The sequence below is a fragment of the Novosphingobium sp. SG707 genome, from assembly GCF_012275515.1.
Classification (GTDB): Bacteria; Pseudomonadota; Alphaproteobacteria; order Sphingomonadales; family Sphingomonadaceae; genus Novosphingobium.
Map to the genome: position 1 here is coordinate 15,309 of NZ_JAAZQL010000018.1, position 17,100 is coordinate 32,408.

Genomic DNA, 17,100 nt, shown 5'->3' on the forward strand with positions numbered 1-17,100 from the left:
CAAACCGTTTTCCGATGCCGTATCACCCCCTTGACATAGGGGCGATTTGGCACGACTAGGGCGTCATAAGGTGTAGCGCTAATCCACATATTGTCGCGCGGCATCTGAGAACAAGCCTGAACAAGGCATCGGGAGATGGGGATTTTGAGGCCGACGCCAGCCTCCTTCGCCTGCCCGATGCGCCACCGGCCAACGCGCCACCGGGAGGTATCCGAGAATGACCAAGACTATCCACCTGTTCGCCGTGTCCAGCCTTGCCGCGCTGGCCATTGCCACGCCCGCGCTGGCTCAGCAGGCCGCCCCGGCCGCAGAACCCGCAGCAGAAGTGCCCGGCGACATCGTCGTGACCGCGCAGAAGCGCTCCGAGCGTCTGGTCGCCGTGCCGCTGGCCGTGACCGCTGTGTCGGGCGCCAGCCTTGCCAATCAGCAGATCAACGACACCGCCAGCCTGACGCGCGCCGTTCCCGCGCTGTCCTATCAGGCGGGCAATGGTCCGGGCAATTCCAGCTTCCGCATCCGCGGCGTCGGCACCCAGCTCTTCAGCTATGGCGTGGAATCGGCCGTGGCCGTGGTGGTCGATGGCGTGGTCGCCCCGCGTCAGGTGCAGGGCTTTGCTGACCTTGCCGATCTTCAGCGCGTCGAAGTGCTGCGCGGGCCGCAGGGCACGCTGTTCGGCAAGAACGCGACCGCAGGCGTCATCAACATCGTGACCGAGGCGCCCACCAACCATCTGACCGGCCATTTCGACGCCACCATCGCCGAAAAGGGCGAATATCGCGTAAAGGGTTCGGTGTCCGGACCGCTGTCCGAAAACGTCAAGGGCCGCATCAGCGGCTATTACAATGACGTGGGCGGCTTCATCTATAACGCCAACACCGGCCGCAACACCAATGGCGTCAAGAGCTGGGGCGTGCGCGGCAAGCTGGAATGGGATGCCACCAGCAATCTCAAGATCAAGCTGCTGGCCGACATGAACAGCACGGACGCCGATTGCTGTTCGCGCGTGCCGGTCAAGATCACCACGCCCAACATGCAGACGCTGCTGGGCAATATCTCGGCCACGCCGACGAACCGCACCGTGTCGAACGATGGCGCCGGTTATTACCGCACCACCACCAACATCGTCTCGCTGCAGGGCGACCTCGATCTGGGCAAGGCCACGGTCACCTCGATCACCGCGTTCCAGCGCTTTACCGATTCCGACCAGTTCGAGCCGGACCAGATCGCCTCGAACCCCAACCGCTATGTCGGCGCCTTCGCCTATTCGCAGTGGAACGACAATTTCAACCATGTGGCCTATAACAACTGGTCGCAGGAACTGCGCATCGGTTCGAACGGCAACAGCGACCTGACCTATGTCGCGGGCGTGTTCTACAACCACATCAACCTCAACCGCTATCAGTCGCGCCGCCGCCTGACCTGCTCGTCGGGCGCCTCGATCGGTGCTGCCTGCTCGGGCACGCAGGTCAGCCAGTCGGCCGGGATGAACGGCACCTATGCGGGCGACAATATCGCCGGTTTCGGCCAGATCGACTGGCGCGCCGTGGGCGGCCTGCACATCATTGCCGGTATCCGCGAACAGTATGAAGCCCAGCGCGTGACCGGCAGCAATTACGGCCCGATCAACACCGGCGACGTGCTGTTCCCCGGCACGGTCGTGTCGAACGGCACCACCCGCCGCAGCGGGTCGGCGCTGACCGGCAAGGCGGGCCTGCGCTATGAATTCAACCGCAACCTTCAGGCCTATGCCAGCTATACGCGCGGCTATAAGGCCTTTGCGCTGGATATCGACATCGGCACCAACTTTGCCACCCAGACCGGTCTGGCGCCCGAGCGCGTGAATGCCTACGAACTGGGCCTGAAGTGGTCGGCGCCGGGCGGTCTGCTCGACATCAACACCGCGATCTTCCGCTCGGACTTCACCGATCTTCAGGTGCAGGCGCTGGTGACGGACGTTTCGACCGGCACGTTCAACACCGTGCTGGCCAATGCGGGCAAGTCGCGTTCGCAGGGCTTTGAAGTCGAGGCCACGCTGCGCCCCGTCAAGGGCCTGAGCATCGGCGCGAACTTCTCCTATACCGATGCCACCATCGACGTGCCGGGCCAGAGCTGCGCCATCCAGCAGCAGACGGGCCTCTCGACCTATTCCTCCAACTTCCCGTCGAACACCTGCTATCTCAAGCAGACAACGACCGGCGGCGTGACCAGCACGTCGAGCGCGATCATCGACGTTGTGGGCGGCAAACTGCCCGCAACTCCGGCCTATCGCTTTGGCATCATCCCGCGCTATGAACGCGACTTCGGCAATCTGACGGGCTTCATCCAGATGGCTCTCAATTATCAAAGCTCGACGATCTTCGCGCTCAATCAGGACCCGATGCTGGCGCAGGGCGCCTATACGCTGGTCGATGGCAGCATCGGCCTGCATGGGCCCGACAACCGCTGGAGTGCGACCGTGTTCGTGCGCAACATGTTCAACCAGAATTACTACACCCAGTTGAACCACGGCACCCTGCTGGCCAACACGGCCAATTCGGGCGACCTGTGGGCGAACTTCAACAAGGACTCGCGTCGTTACTTCGGCGCGACCGTGGGCTTCCGCTTCTGATGCGGCGGGGCGGTTTCTCGCCCTTGGTTTCCCTCCTGCGCGCCGGGTTTTCCCTCCCGGCGCGCAGACGGTTTTGGCTGGGGCTGGCCGCTTTTGGTCTGGCGCCCCATCCAGCGCTTGCCTCTGCGGCGGCTCCAGTCAAACCACGTATCCTTGTCCTGACCGACATTGGCAATGAGCCCGACGATTCCGAAAGCCTCGTCCGCCTGCTGCTCTATGCCAATGAATTCGACATTGCCGCGATCATCGCCACCACATCGACGTGGCAGCGCGACCGGGTTCGCCCCGACCTGATCGACCAGCGCCTCGACGCCTATGCGCAGGTCTGGCCCAATCTGACCCATCACGCCGATGGCTATCCATCGCCCGACACCCTGCGCCAGCGCCGTATTGCGGGCGCGCCGCTCTATGGCATGAAGGGCGTTGGCAAGGGGCATGACACCAAGGCCAGCGCCGCCATCATCGCCGCCGTCGACGCGGGCAGCGCGACGCGCCCGCTCTGGGTCCTGGCATGGAGCGGCGTCACCGATCTGGCGCAGGCCCTCTGGCATATCCGCGCCACGCGCAGCCCGGCCGATCAGGCCCGTTTCTTAAGCAAACTGCGCGTCTATTCGATTTCCGATCAGGATGACGCCGGACCATGGGCGCGTCGGAATTTCTCCTCGCTCTTCTGGATCGCCAGCATCCACGGCTGGGGCCAATATACCATGGCGGCATGGAGCGGCATTTCCGGCGACCGCCGCAGCGCCGAACAATGGCCCGACCGCGACAAGGTGATGGACCCATGGCTGGAGGCCAATATCCGCCGTGGTCCGCTGGGCGCGCTCTATCCCTTGCCCGCCTTCATCATGGAGGGCGACACGCCCTCGCTGCTCTATATGATCCCCAATGGTCTGTCCGACCCTGAAAGGCCCGATTGGGGCTCGTGGGGCGGGCGCTATATGGCGGCGGCTCCGGGGGCCGGATTGCATGCCGACACCAAGGATGTCTTCACCCGCGATGGCGCGACCTATGCGGGCAATCAGGCGACGATCTATCGCTGGCGCGGCGCCTTTCAGAATGACTTTGCCGCGCGCATGGCATGGACGCTGACGCCTGATCGCGCCAAGGCCAACCATGCGCCCGAGGCCGTCGTCAATGGCGAGTCGGGCCGCGCGCCCTTGCGCATCACGGTGCAGGCGGGCGAGACGATCCGCCTCGATGCGGGCCAGTCGCGCGATCCTGATGGCGACGCACTGAGCGCCCATTGGTGGCAATATCGCGATGTCGGCGGCATTCCGCCTCAGGCCCCCGCCACCATCGCCGCGCCCGATGCCATGGCAACCGCCATCACCATGCCCATGGTGGGCGCCCCGCGCGACCTGCATGTCATCCTCGAACTGTCCGATCGCGGCGCGCCCGCGATGCTGGCCTATCGACGTATCATCATCACCGTTTTACCAGTCGCGGCGGCAAAACCGGCGCAATAGGCCCAACTTTTTGGAAAAGCAGACAAAGATGCAAACCCAGGAGCAATCTTCCGCCCCATGGCCCTCGGCGGGCCGCGCATGGTGGGTGGCCATTGTGCTGATGCTGGCCAACACGCTGGCCTTTATCGACCGTCAGGCGCTGGCCCTGCTGGTTCAGCCGATCAAGCAGGATCTGGGCATTTCCGATACGGCGATCAGCCTGCTTTACGGCCTGTCCTTCACGCTGTTCTACATTGCGGTGGGTCTGCCGATTGCGCGTCTGGCGGATCGGTCAAACCGGCGCAACATCGTGGCGGGCGCGATCTTTGTGTGGAGCGTGGCCACCAGCCTTTGCGGTCTGGCGCGCAGCTTTACCATGCTGTTTGCCGCCCGCGTGGGCGTTGGCGCGGGTGAGGGCGGGCTGACGCCTTCGGCCCTCTCGCTGCTGTCGGATTATTTCCCCAAGGAGCGCCTGCCGCTGGCCATGTCGATTTATCAGATCGGCATTTATCTGGGCAATGCCTCGGCGCTGGTGATCGGCGGCGTGGTCTTCACCCATATCCAGCCGACCGCCTCGATCATCCTGCCGATCTTTGGCGCGATGAAGGGGTGGCAACTGGTGTTTCTGCTGCTGGGCCTGCCTGGCATTGTGCTGGCGGCGGTGACGTTCACTCTGCGCGAACCGGCCCGTCAGGGCGTCGGCGCCAAGGAACCGAGCGCGCCGCTCTCGCAATTCTTTGCCCATATCGGCGCGCGCCGCCGGGCCTATATCGGCATCATGCTGGGCTTTGCGCTGATGATCCTTGTCGGCAATGGCACGGCGGTCTGGGTCCCGGCCTTCTTTGAGCGCACCTATGGCTGGACCACGGCCTCGGTGGGCAAGATCCTTGGCCCGGTCATCTTCCTGTGCGGCACGACCGGCGCGCTGACGGGCGGCTATGTCGCCACGGTGCTGCGCCGCCGGGGCATGGCGCATGGCAATCTGGTCGCTGCGCTTTTCGGCTTCTGCATGCTGGTGCCGATCACCATCGGCTTTCCCTTGATGCCCAACCCCTATGTGGCGCTGGCGCTGGTGGGGGTGATGAACTTCTTTGCCGGGTTCAATTACGGCGGCGGTCTTGCCACGCTTCAGGAACTGACGCCCAACCGGATGCGCGCGCTGATGTCGGCGGCCTATATGCTGACGATCAATCTGATCGGCGCGGCGCTTGGCCCGACTGCCATCGCGCTGGTCACCGATTACTGGTTCCACGATCCCAAGTCGCTCAATCTGGCGATCTCGCTGGTTTGCGCGGTGGCCTCGCCGCTCTCGGTGGTGCTGTTGTGGATGGGGATGCGCGATTATCGGCGCATCCTTGCATCCCAGTAATTCAGGCCTGACAATCAGGTGCTTTCGCGCGTGACGATCTGATAGGGGTGCCACTGGGCGGTAAAGGGGCGGTCGGCCTCGCCGTCGCGGTGGCGCTCCACCAGCCAGTTGGTGGCCTGCGCGGCCATCAGGTCGATATCCTGACGCACCGTGGTCAGCGGCGGCCAGATCTTGACCGCGATGGGCGCATCGTCAAACCCGGCCACAGCGACATCCTGCGGAATGCGCAGGCCCCGGCGATGCGCGGCCAGTACGACGCCCGCCGCCATATCATCATTGCTGGCAAAGATTGCATCGGGCGGAGTTTTCAGGTCGAGCAGGGCGGCGCCCGCACTCAGGCCCGATTCAAAGGTGAAATCACCCGGCGCGATCAAGGTAGGGTCCAGCCCCAGCCCCCGCGCCGAGAGCGCGGCGCCATAGCCTTCAAAACGCGCCTTGCTGGCCGAATGGGTCGATGCGCCCAGCACGAAACCGATGCGCCTGTATCCCCGGTCGAGCAGGTGATTGGTCATGTCCATCGCCGCGCCGCGCTCGTCAATGCCCACCACGTCCATGTCATCCAGCGCCCGCCCGCAGGCAATCGCGGCAATCGGCACGCCAAGCCCGGCGATGGTCGAGCTGCCAGAGAGCATCTCATTATAGGGCGGGGCAAGCAGGATCGCGCTGGCCCCGCTGCGCACGAGGGAGGACACGGCCTCAATCGCGGCGGCGGCGGACAGGTCGTCGCATTTGCGGATGATGATCTGGGCGCCCGCGCGCGCGGCGGCGTTCAGCGCCCCCACCAGCATGGCCGAGAGAAACGCATTCTGCGCATTGCGATAGACGATGCCGATGCGGGGAGAACGCGCACTGGCCAAAGAGCGGGCGGCCGCGTTGGGCACATAGCCCAGATCCTCCACCGCCTTCAAAACTGCCGCCCGCGTCGCCTCGCGCACGCTCTTGGTGCCGTTCAGGACATGGGAAACCGTCATCGGGCTGACCCCGGCCAGATCGGCCACCGACTGGATGGTGATGCTCTGGCGCGAACGTCTGGACCGGGCGGGGATGGGGTTTGACATGATCGGCATCGGTCCATTCGTGATCGGGCCCGCAACAGCTTGGCCCCCTGCCGTTTCAGCGCTACGAGAGAGCAGGGGCAGAGCGCAAGCCCTCGATTGCGAAACTCTGGTATAGCGCTACAATTTTTTGGTTGCGCGTGCCATCACTTTTCGCCAGATGAGGAGGCAGAGCCAAATCTGTTCCCGAGTTGAGAGGATTCGACAATGACGCTGGCGAATGAGCAGCAGGCCCAGTTGCATGCGCTCTATGATGAAATGGCTCCCTCCTATCTGACGCCTTTGTGGGAATCCCTGGCCGATCTGGTGCGCCCGTTTCCGCGCTCTGCGGCCCATGCCCATCGGTGGAATTATGACGAGGCCCGCAATTACCTGATGCGCGCCGGCGACCTGATCAGCGCGGAAAAGGCCGAGCGCCGCGTGCTGATCCTGGAAAACCCCGGCCTGCCCGGTCAATCCGCGATCACGCCCAGCCTCTATGCGGGCCTGCAACTGATCCTGCCGGGCGAAGTCGCCCCCTGCCATCGCCACAGCCAGTCGGCGCTGCGCTTTGTGATGGAGGGCGAGGGCGCCTTTACTGCGCTGGACGGCGAAAAGGCGATCATGCGCCCCTTCGACCTCGTGCTGACGCCGGGCGGCCAGTGGCATGATCATGGCAATCCCAGCGACAAGCCGATGATCTGGCTCGATGGTCTGGATATTCCCACCGTCCGCCTGTTCGACGCGCAATTTGCCGAACACTATGACGGCAAAGCTTTCCCCGAAAGCGCGCCTGCGGGCGATACGCTGGCCCGTTATGGCCACAACATGCGGCCCATGCGCGGCACGGCGGCCGACCGCCGCCCCGCGCATCAGCCCTTGTTCCACTACCCCTATGCCCAGTGGCGCCCCGCTCTGGACGCGCTGGCGGCCAGCGGCGATATCGACCCGCATATGGGCCATGCGCTGGAATTCACCAATCCGGCCGATGGCGGGCCGATCATGCCCACCATCGCGGCCCATGTTCGCCTGATCCCCGCCGGTTTTGCAACCAAACCGCGCAAGTCCAGCGACGGCACAATCTTTGTCGTGGTCGAAGGCAGCGGCACCGCCAAGGTGGGCGACACCGAAATCAACCTGTCCGAACGCGACGTTTTCGCCGTGCCTTCGTGGAGCGAACTGGTGCTTCAGGCAAGCGAGACGCTCGTGCTGTTTGCCTATTCGGACAAGGCCAGCCAAGAAAAACTGAACCTCTACCGTGAATGGAACTCGTAAGATGACGCTGTTTGCACCTCCGGCTCCGATCATCGCCGAAACCACCGAAGGCAAGGGCTTCCCGGTCCGCCGCCTGTTCTGCATCGGGCGCAATTATGCCGCCCATGCCCGCGAAATGGGCAAGGATCCCACGCGCGAGGCGCCCTTCTTCTTCACCAAATGGGCCGAAACCGTTGTGCCCAGCGGCACGACCATCGCCTATCCGCCCGAAACCGCCAATTTCCACTATGAGGCCGAACTGGTCGTGGCGATCGGAAAGGGCGGTCGCAACATTGCCGAATCCGATGCGCTGAGCCACGTTTACGGCTATGCCACCGGCCTCGACATGACGCGGCGCGACGTTCAGCTTGAAGCGCGCGACAAGGGCCGCCCCTGGGACACCGGCAAGAATGTCGAACAGTCCAGCCCGCTGGGCATCATCCATCCGGTTTCGGAAACGGGCGAGCTCAAGACCGGCCGCATCAGCCTGACCGTCAATGGCGACATCAAGCAGGACGCCGATCTGGCCGACCTGATCTGGAGCGTGGACGAGGTGATCGCCTATGTCTCGCGCTTTTATCGTCTTGAGCCGGGCGACCTGATCTACACCGGCACGCCCGCCGGCGTCGGCGCGGTGGTGACGGGCGACGAGATCGTGATCTCGGTCGAAGGCCTGACGCCCTGCACGATCAAGGTCGGGCCCAAGGCCGATGTCTGAGCCGCTGCTGCACGGCTTTTTCCGCTCGGGCGCATCCTATCGGGTGCGCATCGCGCTGGGGCTGAAGGGCATCGCCTATGGCAATGTCAGCTACAGCCTGCGCGATGGGGCGCAGCGTTCGCCCGCCTATCTGGCGCTTAACCCGCAAGGGCTGGTGCCCGCGTTGGAGATCGACGGGACGGTGCTGACGCAAAGTTTGGCGATCATCGAATATCTCGATGAAACGCATGACGGCCCGCGTTTGCTGCCCGCCGATCCGATCCTGCGCGCCCATGTCCGCGCGGCGGCGCAGGTCATCGCCATCGACACGCATCCGATCCAGAACCTGAAAGTGCTGGGCTGGGTGAAGGCGCTGGGCGGTGATGAAAGCGCATGGGCTGCCCGCGTGATCGAGGAAGGCTTTGCCGCTTTTGACGCGCTGATCGCGCCTTATGCGGGCCGGTTCTGCTTTGGCGATACGGTGACTTTGGCTGATGTGTGCCTTGTGCCGCAACTGGTCAACGCGCGCCGCTTTGGCGCGAAGGATATCCCCGCGCGCCTGCTGGCCATCGAGGAAGCCTGTCTGGCGCTGCCCGCTTTTGATGCGGCGCGCCCGGAAAACCAGCCCGACGCTGTATAAAACCTTTGGAGATACCGCCCATGACCATGCCTTTCTCACGCCGCAGGATCATGGGCGGTATCGGCGCCGGAATGCTGTCCGGTGTCCTGTCTCATGCTGATCTGGCGCAGGCTGCGCCCTTGGCTGTACCGGTGCCTTCCAGCGCCGGTTCGCGCCCCAATCTGATCCTGTTCTTTCCCGATGAGCTGCGCGCCGATGCGCTGGCCTGTTATGGCAATCCGGTCACGCGCACGCCCAATTTCGACCGTCTGGCCAAATCGGGCACGATGTTCCGCAATGCCCATGTGCAATATCCGGTCTGTGCGGCCTCGCGCTGCTCGATGCTGACGGGCCTGCCCACCAGCGCCACCGGCCATCGCGGTTTTTCCTATCTGATCCAGCCCAATGAGCCCAATCTCTTCGCGATGTTGCGGCAATCGGGCTATGACACGTTCTTCTTCGGCAAGAATGATGTGCTGGCGCCTGAAACCTTCGCCACCAGCCTGACCGCATGGGCCGATCCGCCAGCGCCCGGCGCGGCCTCGGGCGATCATGCGCCGGGCGCGCGGGCGGGGGTCAACAATGGCCCGGTCACGATGTTGCTGCCCCCCATGGGCGACCGGCGCGAGACCAGCGATTACGGCATTATCCAGCGCGCCATCCAGGTGATCGAGCGCAAGGAGAGCGACCGGCCCTTCTGCCTGTTCCTGCCGATCTTTCAGCCCCATCCGCCCTATCGCGCGCCCGCCGATTTCGCCGCGATATACAAGCCCGAGGATCTGCCCGCGCTGATCCCGCCGGGCCTCTCGGGCAAACCGGCCTATCATGAGGCGATCCGCCGCGCCTATGGCTTGGACAAGGCGGGGCCGGAGGTTTTCGCCCGCGTGCGCGCCGCCTATTACGGGCAGGTGTCCTATGCCGACTGGCTGCTGGGTGAATTGCTTGATGCTCTCGAACGCACGGGCCGCGACAAGGATACCGCAGTGTTCGTCGGGTCCGATCATGGCGATTATGCAGGCGATTATGGCCTGGTTGAAAAATGGCATGGTGGGCTGGAAAGCTGCCTGACGCATGTGCCGCTGATCGGGCGGGTACCGGGTGTGGCCGGGGGCCATGTGGCGCAGGATATGGTCGAGCTTTACGACATCATGCCCAGCTTCCTCTCGCTCGCGGGTGCGCGTTCGGGCGGCACGCAGTTCGGGCGCTCGCTTTTGCCGCAGATCCATGGGGGGGCGGGCGATCCCAATCGCGCCGCCTTTACCGAGGCGGGGATCAACTCCTATGAACCACAGGCCTTCGATACGCCCTCGGGCGGGCTGTATCGGATGAAGTCCCAACTGGCGGCGCAGGAGCCGGTCTTGGTGTCGCGCGCGGCCAGCGTTCGCACGCAGCGTCATACCTATATCCACCGTCCGCAGGGGCAGAGCGAGTTTTACGACCGCATCGCCGATCCGGGCGAGACGCGCAATCTGATCGGCACCAAGGCGGTGGCCAAGGATCAGGCAGCTCTTCAGCAGCGCCTGCTCAACTGGTATGTCAACACCAGCGGCGTGCCGCAGGACACGCGCAACAGCCGCGATGTGCCCAATTTCATCCCGCCTCAAGCGCCCAAGCCTGAGGCGGCGGACAGGATCCTCGACCTCTGATAGGAAAAAGGCCGCTGTCTCCAGCGGCCTTTTTTTCAATGGTTGTGGCGGGGTGTTTTCGCCGCCAATCCGCGATATTTGACCGCCATTTCCAGCACGGCCCCTTCACCCATCTGTCCGGTCTTCTCGCGATAGAGTTCTTCCCAAGGCGTGTTGCTGGGAGGAACCGGGGGCAGGGGCTCGGCCCGGCGGCGGGCGATTTCCTCTTCCGAAACCAGCGCGTTGCAGGTGCCCTTGACCACATCGATGCGGATGATGTCGCCCGTGCGCAGCCATGACAGCCCGCCGCCCACCGCGCTTTCGGGCGAGCAGTTGAGGATCGAGGGGCTGTCCGAGGTGCCCGACTGGCGCCCGTCGCCCAGCGTGGGCAGCCATTGCACCCCGCGCTGGATCAGCGCGGCGGGCGGCTGCATGTTCACCACCTCGGCGCTGCCCGGCCAGCCCTGAGGCCCTGCGCCGCGCATGACGAGGATGCAGTTTTCATCGATGTTCAGCGCAGGATCGTCGATCCGGTGATGATAATCGTCGCCCCCTTCAAACACCACCGCGCGCGCTTCAAACGTGCCGGGATTTTCGGGGTTGGACAGATAGCGGGCACGGAATTCCTCGGAAATCACACTGGTCTTCATGATGCCGAAATCGAACAGATTGCCCGACAGCACGAGGAAGCCCGCCTTTTCCTTCAAAGGCTCGGTAAAGGGGCGGATCACCTCGCGGTCGCGAGCAGGGCGCGCGCCCACGTTTGCCGCCACCGTCTCGCCCGTCACGCTCAGGCAATCGCCATCCAGCACGCCCTGTTGCAGCAATTCCCACATCACCGAAGGCACGCCGCCCGCCCGGTGGAATCGCTCGCCAAGGAAACGCCCGGCAGGCTGCATATCGACGATCAGCGGCAGGTCATAGCCATGCTCCATCCAGTCGGCGGCGGTGATCTCCACCCCTGCGTGGCGCGCCATGGCGACGATATGCGGCTGGGCATTGCTGGATCCGCCGATGGCCGTGACGACACGGATGGCGTTCAAAAAGCTCTCGCGCGTCAGGATCTTGGACGGGCGCAGGTCCTCATGGGCCATCTCCACAATCCGCCGGCCGGTTTCATAAGCAATCTGGCCGCGCTCGCGATAGGGCGCGGGGATCGCCGCGCATCCGGGCAGCGACAGGCCAAGCGCTTCGGCCACGGCATTCATGGTCGAGGCCGTGCCCATCGTGTTGCAATGGCCCGCCGAAGGAGCCGAATCGCAGGCACGCTGAAGGAACTCTTCCTCGTCGATCTCGCCCGCCGCCAGCTTGCGGCGGCTGCGCCAGATCACCGTGCCCGAACCCACCAGATCGCCTTCATGCCACCCGTCGAGCATCGGCCCGCCCGACAGGACAATCGCGGGAATATCCACCGTGCTGGCCGCCATCACCTGGCTGGGGGTGGTCTTGTCACAGCCCGTGGTCAGCACCACCGCGTCAATCGGATAGCCATAAAGGATCTCCACCAGCCCCAGATAGGCCAGATTGCGATCCAGCGCGGCGGTGGGGCGGCGGCAGTTTTCAAAGATCGGATGAACCGGAAATTCCATGCAGATCCCGCCCGCATCGCGGATGCCGTCGCGCACGCGCTTGGCCAGATCGAGGTGGATGCGGTTGCAGGGCGAAAGGTCGCTGCCGCTCTGTGCAATACCGATGATCGGGCGGCCGGAGCGCAGTTCGTCGGGCGTGATCCCGTAATTCATGAAGCGTTCCAGATAGAGCGCTACCATGTCCGACCGCGCCGGATCGGCAAACCAGTCCTGCGAACGAAAACGGCGGGTGGAATTATCGGTCATCTGTATCTCTCCCTCCGGGCAGCCCTAGAGCGCTTTTACCATGAGCCAAAAGGCCCAAATCCTTGATGGTCGCATGTTCCGAGCCGATGCGTCGAAACGGTCTTCCTGAAAATGCTCTAGCGCGCGATGAACGCGATGCCAGTGATTTCCCGCCGCGCTTTCGAAACCACTTGACAGCGAGCCTGTTTACATGATGGTAGCGCTATCAAGCTTTGTCAACGCCGCGCGCCCGCGTTTGGTGTCGAAAATCCTGTCTGGAGAGAAAATGTCTGGGAATTCTTCCTTCGCGGCCCTGCTGCCCGCCGATTGGCGCGGCGGCCGTTTCCTTGGCCGGGTGCAGTTGCCCGAAGGCCCCACCCCGATTCTGGTCGAGGGCGGGGTGGCCTATGATATGTCGGGCGTGGCGCCCACGGTGTCGCAACTGGTCGAGGCGCTGCCGCTCGATGCTTCGGCGGGCCGCGTTCTGGGGCCGCTTGATGAACTCGATGCGCCCTGGCTCAGCCCGGTGGACCTGCAGGTCATCAAGGCCTGCGGCGTGACCTTTGCCACCAGCGCGCTGGAGCGCGTGATCGAGGAACGCGCGCGCGGCGATTCGAGCAAGGCGCTGGAAATCCGCGCCCGCATCGAGGAGCGCGTGGGCGGTTCGATCCGCTCGGTCGTGCCCGGCTCGGTTGAGGCTGAGGCGCTCAAGGAATTGCTGATCGCCGATGGCCTGTGGTCGCAATATCTCGAAGTCGCCATCGGGCCTTACGCCGAAGTCTTCACCAAGGCGCCGGTGCTGGCCACGGTCGGCGCGCTGGCCGAGGTGGGCGTGCGCAGCGACAGCACATGGAACAACCCTGAACCCGAAGTCGTGCTGCTGGTCGATGCGGGCGGCAAGGCCGTTGGCGCGATGCTGGGCAATGACGTCAACCTGCGCGATATCGAAGGGCGCAGCGCGCTCTTGCTGGGCAAGGCGAAGGACAATAACGCGTCCTGCTCGCTCGGGCCGCTGGTGCGCCTGTTCGATGACAGCTTCTCGATTGACGATGTGCGCAATGCCGAGGTCGATCTGCTGATCGAAGGGCCGGAGGGCTATCGCCTTGAGGGCCATTCCAGCATGCGCGAAATCAGCCGCGACCCGCTCGATCTGGTGCGCCAGACGCTGAGCGAGCATCAATATCCCGATGGCTTCACGCTGTTCCTCGGAACTCTGTTCGCCCCCACACAGGACCGCGACGATCCGGGCCGTGGGTTCACGCATAAGGTGGGCGATGTCGTGACGATCTCGACCCCCAAGCTGGGCAAGCTGGTCAACACCGTGGTCACCAGCAAGGAAGCCCAGCCCTGGACGCAGGGCATCGCCGCGTTTTACGCCAATCTGGGCGCTCGCGGCCTGCTGGGAGCGAAGGCATGAGCGCTGTTAACAACGGGCGCGCGATCTATCCCAGCCTTGCCGGCAAGCGCGTTTTCATCAGCGGCGGCGCCAGCGGCATTGGCGAAGGTTTCGTCGAAGCCTTCGTGGCGCAGGGCGCGAAAGTGGCTTTCTGCGACATTGCAGAAGAGGCAGGAAAGGCGGTTGCAGCCCGCCTGAACACCGGCGCATCACCCGCGCCGGTGTTCTTCCCCTGCGATCTGACCGATATGGCCGCCGTTCAGGCGATGATGGCGCAGGTGGAAGAAGAGCTGGGCGGCATCGACGTGGTGATCAACAACGCCGCCAATGACGATCGCCATTCCGTGGCCGAAGTCACCCCCGCCTATTGGGACGAACGCATGGCGGTGAACCTGCGCCATCAGTTCTTTGTGGCGCAGGCCGCCGTGCCTTCGATGAAGCGCGCGGGTGGTGGGGCCATCATCAATCTCGGCTCGATCAGTTGGCATTTGGGCCTTGAGGATCTGGTGGTCTATCAGACCGCCAAGGCCGCCATTGAGGGCATGACGCGCGGTTTGGCGCGCGAGTTGGGCCGCGACAACATCCGCGTCACCAGCATCATCCCCGGCAATGTCAAAACCCCGCGTCAGGAAAGATGGTACACGCCCGAGGGCGAGGCCGAGATCGTTGCCGCGCAATGCCTCGATGGCCGCCTGTTGCCCCATGACGTGGCGGCGCTGGCGCTGTTTCTGGCCTCGGACGATGCGCGTCTGATTACGGGCCATGAATATTGGGTCGATGCGGGGTGGCGATAATGGCGCCGCAATCGGTCTGGGCGCTGGGTGCCACGCTGGGCGAAGGCCCGGTCTGGGTGGAGCGCGACGCGGCGCTGTGGTTCGTCGACATCAAGGCGCCCGCGATCCATCGCTTTACCCCGACCACGGGCGAGCAGCGCACATGGGCCGCGCCCGCGCAGGTCGGCTGGGTGCTGCCCAGCGCGCGGGGCGACATGATCGCGGGCCTGCAGACGGGCGTGCATCGTTTCGATCCGGCGACGGGGGCGTTTTCGCTCCTTGTCGCGCCCGAGGCCCATCTGCCGGGCAACCGCCTGAACGATGCTACGGTGGCGGGCGATGGCGCGATCTGGCTTGGATCGATGGATGATGGTGAGGCGGTCGAAACCGGGCGCTTTTATCGTCTGGATGGCGCCGGATGCACGGAATGCGGCCTGCCGCCGGTGTCGATCACCAATGGCCCGGCTTTTTCCCCCGACGGCGCGACGCTTTATCACAATGACACGCTGGGCCGCAAAGTCTGGGCCAGCACGCTCGAGGATGGGCGCGTGGTCGCCACCCGCTTGTTCGCCGACATCGACGAGGGCTATCCCGATGGTCCCTGCGTCGATGCCGAGGGCTGCGTCTGGGTCAGTCTTTTCGCGGGCTGGGGCGTGCGGCGTTATGATCCCAGCGGGGCGCTGATGCAGACCATCCGCTTCCCGGTCGCCAATATCACCAAGATCGCCTTTGGCGGGCCGGACCTGCGCACCGCCTATGCAACGACCGCCGCCAAGGGATTGTCGGCGCAGGAACGCGCGCAGCAGCCTTTGGCGGGCGCGCTGTTCACCTTTGATCCGGGCGTGGCGGGAATGCCGGGCGTTCTGGCTCAAGTATAAGAATTTACGGGAGAGAGAGGATGCAGGAGCAATCGGAAGGCCCCGTCAATACGGGCTTGATCGCGATGATCGTGGCGGTGGCCACGATCGGCGGCTTTATGTTCGGCTATGATTCAGGCGTGATCAACGGCACGCAAAAAGGGCTGGAGGCCGCCTTCGACCTCGGCAAGGTGGGCATCGGCATCAATGTCGGCGCGATCCTTGTCGGCTCTTCGGTGGGTGCGTTTGGCGCGGGGCGTCTGGCCGACCGGATCGGACGGCGCGGGGTGATGAAACTGGCCGCCGTGCTGTTTCTGATCAGCGCGCTGATCGCCGGGGCGGCGGGTTCGTCGCTGGTGTTCATCCTTGCGCGCATCATCGGCGGCCTTGGCGTGGGCGCGGCCAGCGTTATTTCGCCGGTCTACATTTCCGAGGTCGTGCCCGCCCATGTGCGCGGCCGCCTCTCCAGCGTGCAGCAGGTGATGATCATCACCGGCCTGACCGGGGCCTTTGTGGTCAACTATATCCTTGCGCAGGTGGCGGGCGATTCCACCGCGATCCTGTGGGCCGACCAGCCCGCATGGCGCTGGATGTTCTGGCTTCAGGCGCTGCCTGCCGCGATCTATTTCGTCGCGCTGATGTTTATCCCCGAAAGCCCGCGCTATCTTGTCGCGCGCGGTGACGAAGCGGGGGCGCAGAGCGTGCTGACCCGTCTGTTTGACGGCGATGTGGCGCGCCGCATGGTGGGCGAAATCCGCGACAGCCTTGCTGCCGACCACCACCGCCCGCGCCTGTCCGACCTGATCGACAAGGCCACCGGGCGTATCCGCCCCATCGTGTGGACGGGCATTGGTCTGGCCGTGTTTCAACAGCTCGTGGGCATCAACGTCGTGTTCTATTACGGCGCAACCCTGTGGCAGGCGGTGGGTTTCTCGGAAAGCTATTCCTTGCAGATCAACATTCTGTCGGGCGTGGTTTCGATTGTCGGCTGCCTTGCCACGCTGCTGCTGGTTGACCGGGTGGGGCGCAAGCCGCTGCTGCTGGTCGGCTCGGCGGGCATGGCGGTTACGCTGGGTGTCGTGGCATGGGCCTTTTCCACCGCCATTCATGGCGCCGATGGTTCGGTGAGCCTGCCGGGACATAATGGCGTGATCGCGCTGCTGGCGGCCAATGCCTATGTTGTGTTTTTCAACATGAGCTGGGGCCCGATCATGTGGGTGATGCTGGGCGAAATGTTCCCCAATCAGATCCGTGGCTCGGGGCTGGCGGTTTCGGGCTTTGCCCAATGGATCGCCAATGCGGCCATCTCGGTCAGCTTCCCCGCGCTGGTCGTCTCGCCGGGTCTGGCGGTGGCTTATACCGGCTACGCGGTGGCGGCGGGGGCGTCCTTCTTCTTCGTCCGCGCCATGGTGCGCGAAACCAAGGGCGTCAGTCTGGAGCAGATGGAAGGCTGAACGAAAAACGGGGGCTTGGCGGCCCCCGTTTCTTTATGTCTGGCTGTCTCTATCGGCCTTACCAATTCCACATGGTACCATCTTCGAGCCTTGCGACGGGGAGGTATGCGGGCTTGTAAGGATACTTGGCGGCGAGGGTTTCGTCGATGTCG

General features: G+C 64.2%; 13 protein-coding genes. 11 read left to right on the top strand and 2 right to left on the bottom strand.

All coding sequences use genetic code 11. The features are described from left to right. The first annotated feature begins 217 nt into the window (after positions 1-217). Genes FHW92_RS24685 through FHW92_RS24695 form a run of 3 tightly spaced genes read left to right on the top strand, consistent with a single transcriptional unit; the run spans position 218 to position 5,425 of the window. Positions 218-2,608 carry a TonB-dependent receptor gene (locus tag FHW92_RS24685; RefSeq protein WP_168605954.1) on the top strand — a complete coding sequence of 797 codons (2,391 nt, stop codon included), beginning with the start codon at positions 218-220 and terminating at the stop codon, positions 2,606-2,608. Between the two features lie 23 nt (positions 2,609-2,631). Further along, on the top strand, positions 2,632-4,077 hold the full coding sequence (locus FHW92_RS24690) for a DUF1593 domain-containing protein (protein WP_210428688.1): 1,446 nt from the start codon (positions 2,632-2,634) through the stop codon (positions 4,075-4,077). A gap of 28 nt (positions 4,078-4,105) precedes the next feature. Continuing rightward, positions 4,106-5,425, top strand: coding sequence for an MFS transporter (locus tag FHW92_RS24695; RefSeq protein ID WP_168605956.1), 1,320 nt, complete (start codon positions 4,106-4,108; stop codon positions 5,423-5,425). Positions 5,426-5,439: 14 nt separating this feature from the next. On the opposite strand, the gene FHW92_RS24700 is transcribed toward FHW92_RS24695, so the two are convergent. After that, positions 5,440-6,483 carry a LacI family DNA-binding transcriptional regulator gene (locus FHW92_RS24700; protein WP_168605957.1) on the bottom strand — a complete coding sequence of 348 codons (1,044 nt, stop codon included), beginning with the start codon at positions 6,481-6,483 and terminating at the stop codon, positions 5,440-5,442. A 204-nt stretch (positions 6,484-6,687) separates the two neighbouring features. Between FHW92_RS24700 and gtdA the strand changes: the two genes are divergently transcribed. From gtdA to FHW92_RS24720, 4 genes are read left to right on the top strand one after another with little or no spacing between them, the layout of a single operon-like run. Beyond that, the gene (gene gtdA / locus FHW92_RS24705) at positions 6,688-7,734 is read left to right on the top strand and encodes a gentisate 1,2-dioxygenase (protein ID WP_168605958.1); all 1,047 of its coding nucleotides are present in this window, start codon (positions 6,688-6,690) and stop codon (positions 7,732-7,734) included. A gap of 1 nt (position 7,735) precedes the next feature. Beyond that, entirely contained in the window at positions 7,736-8,431 is a 696-nt protein-coding gene (locus FHW92_RS24710; RefSeq protein ID WP_168605959.1) for a fumarylacetoacetate hydrolase family protein, read from the top strand. Further along, positions 8,424-9,050 (top strand): maleylacetoacetate isomerase, encoded by a 627-nt coding sequence (gene maiA / locus FHW92_RS24715; RefSeq protein WP_168605960.1) that lies wholly within the window; start codon positions 8,424-8,426, stop codon positions 9,048-9,050. The genes FHW92_RS24710 and maiA overlap by 8 nt, the downstream gene beginning before the upstream one ends. A gap of 20 nt (positions 9,051-9,070) precedes the next feature. Beyond that, positions 9,071-10,675, top strand: a complete 1,605-nt coding sequence (locus FHW92_RS24720) for a sulfatase-like hydrolase/transferase (RefSeq protein ID WP_246870414.1) — start codon at positions 9,071-9,073, stop codon at positions 10,673-10,675. Between the two features lie 35 nt (positions 10,676-10,710). Here FHW92_RS24720 and FHW92_RS24725 read toward each other — a convergent pair whose 3' ends face one another. Continuing rightward, the gene (locus FHW92_RS24725) at positions 10,711-12,489 is read right to left on the bottom strand and encodes an IlvD/Edd family dehydratase (protein ID WP_168605961.1); all 1,779 of its coding nucleotides are present in this window, start codon (positions 12,487-12,489) and stop codon (positions 10,711-10,713) included. A gap of 265 nt (positions 12,490-12,754) precedes the next feature. Here FHW92_RS24725 and FHW92_RS24730 point away from each other — a divergent pair, with 265 nt between their 5' ends. Genes FHW92_RS24730 through FHW92_RS24745 form a run of 4 tightly spaced genes read left to right on the top strand, consistent with a single transcriptional unit; the run spans position 12,755 to position 16,948 of the window. Next, positions 12,755-13,885, top strand: coding sequence for a fumarylacetoacetate hydrolase family protein (locus FHW92_RS24730; RefSeq protein ID WP_168605962.1), 1,131 nt, complete (start codon positions 12,755-12,757; stop codon positions 13,883-13,885). Beyond that, complete coding sequence (locus tag FHW92_RS24735; protein ID WP_168605963.1) at positions 13,882-14,658, top strand: SDR family oxidoreductase; 777 nt, start codon at positions 13,882-13,884, stop codon at positions 14,656-14,658. The genes FHW92_RS24730 and FHW92_RS24735 overlap by 4 nt, the downstream gene beginning before the upstream one ends. Beyond that, positions 14,658-15,515: an SMP-30/gluconolactonase/LRE family protein gene (locus FHW92_RS24740; protein ID WP_172249406.1), complete on the top strand. Its 858-nt coding sequence runs from the start codon at positions 14,658-14,660 to the stop codon at positions 15,513-15,515. Before FHW92_RS24735 ends, FHW92_RS24740 begins: the two co-directional genes overlap by 1 nt. Before the next feature lie 20 nt (positions 15,516-15,535). Then, the gene (locus FHW92_RS24745) at positions 15,536-16,948 is read left to right on the top strand and encodes a sugar porter family MFS transporter (protein ID WP_168605965.1); all 1,413 of its coding nucleotides are present in this window, start codon (positions 15,536-15,538) and stop codon (positions 16,946-16,948) included. The last annotated feature ends 152 nt before the right edge of the window (positions 16,949-17,100 follow it).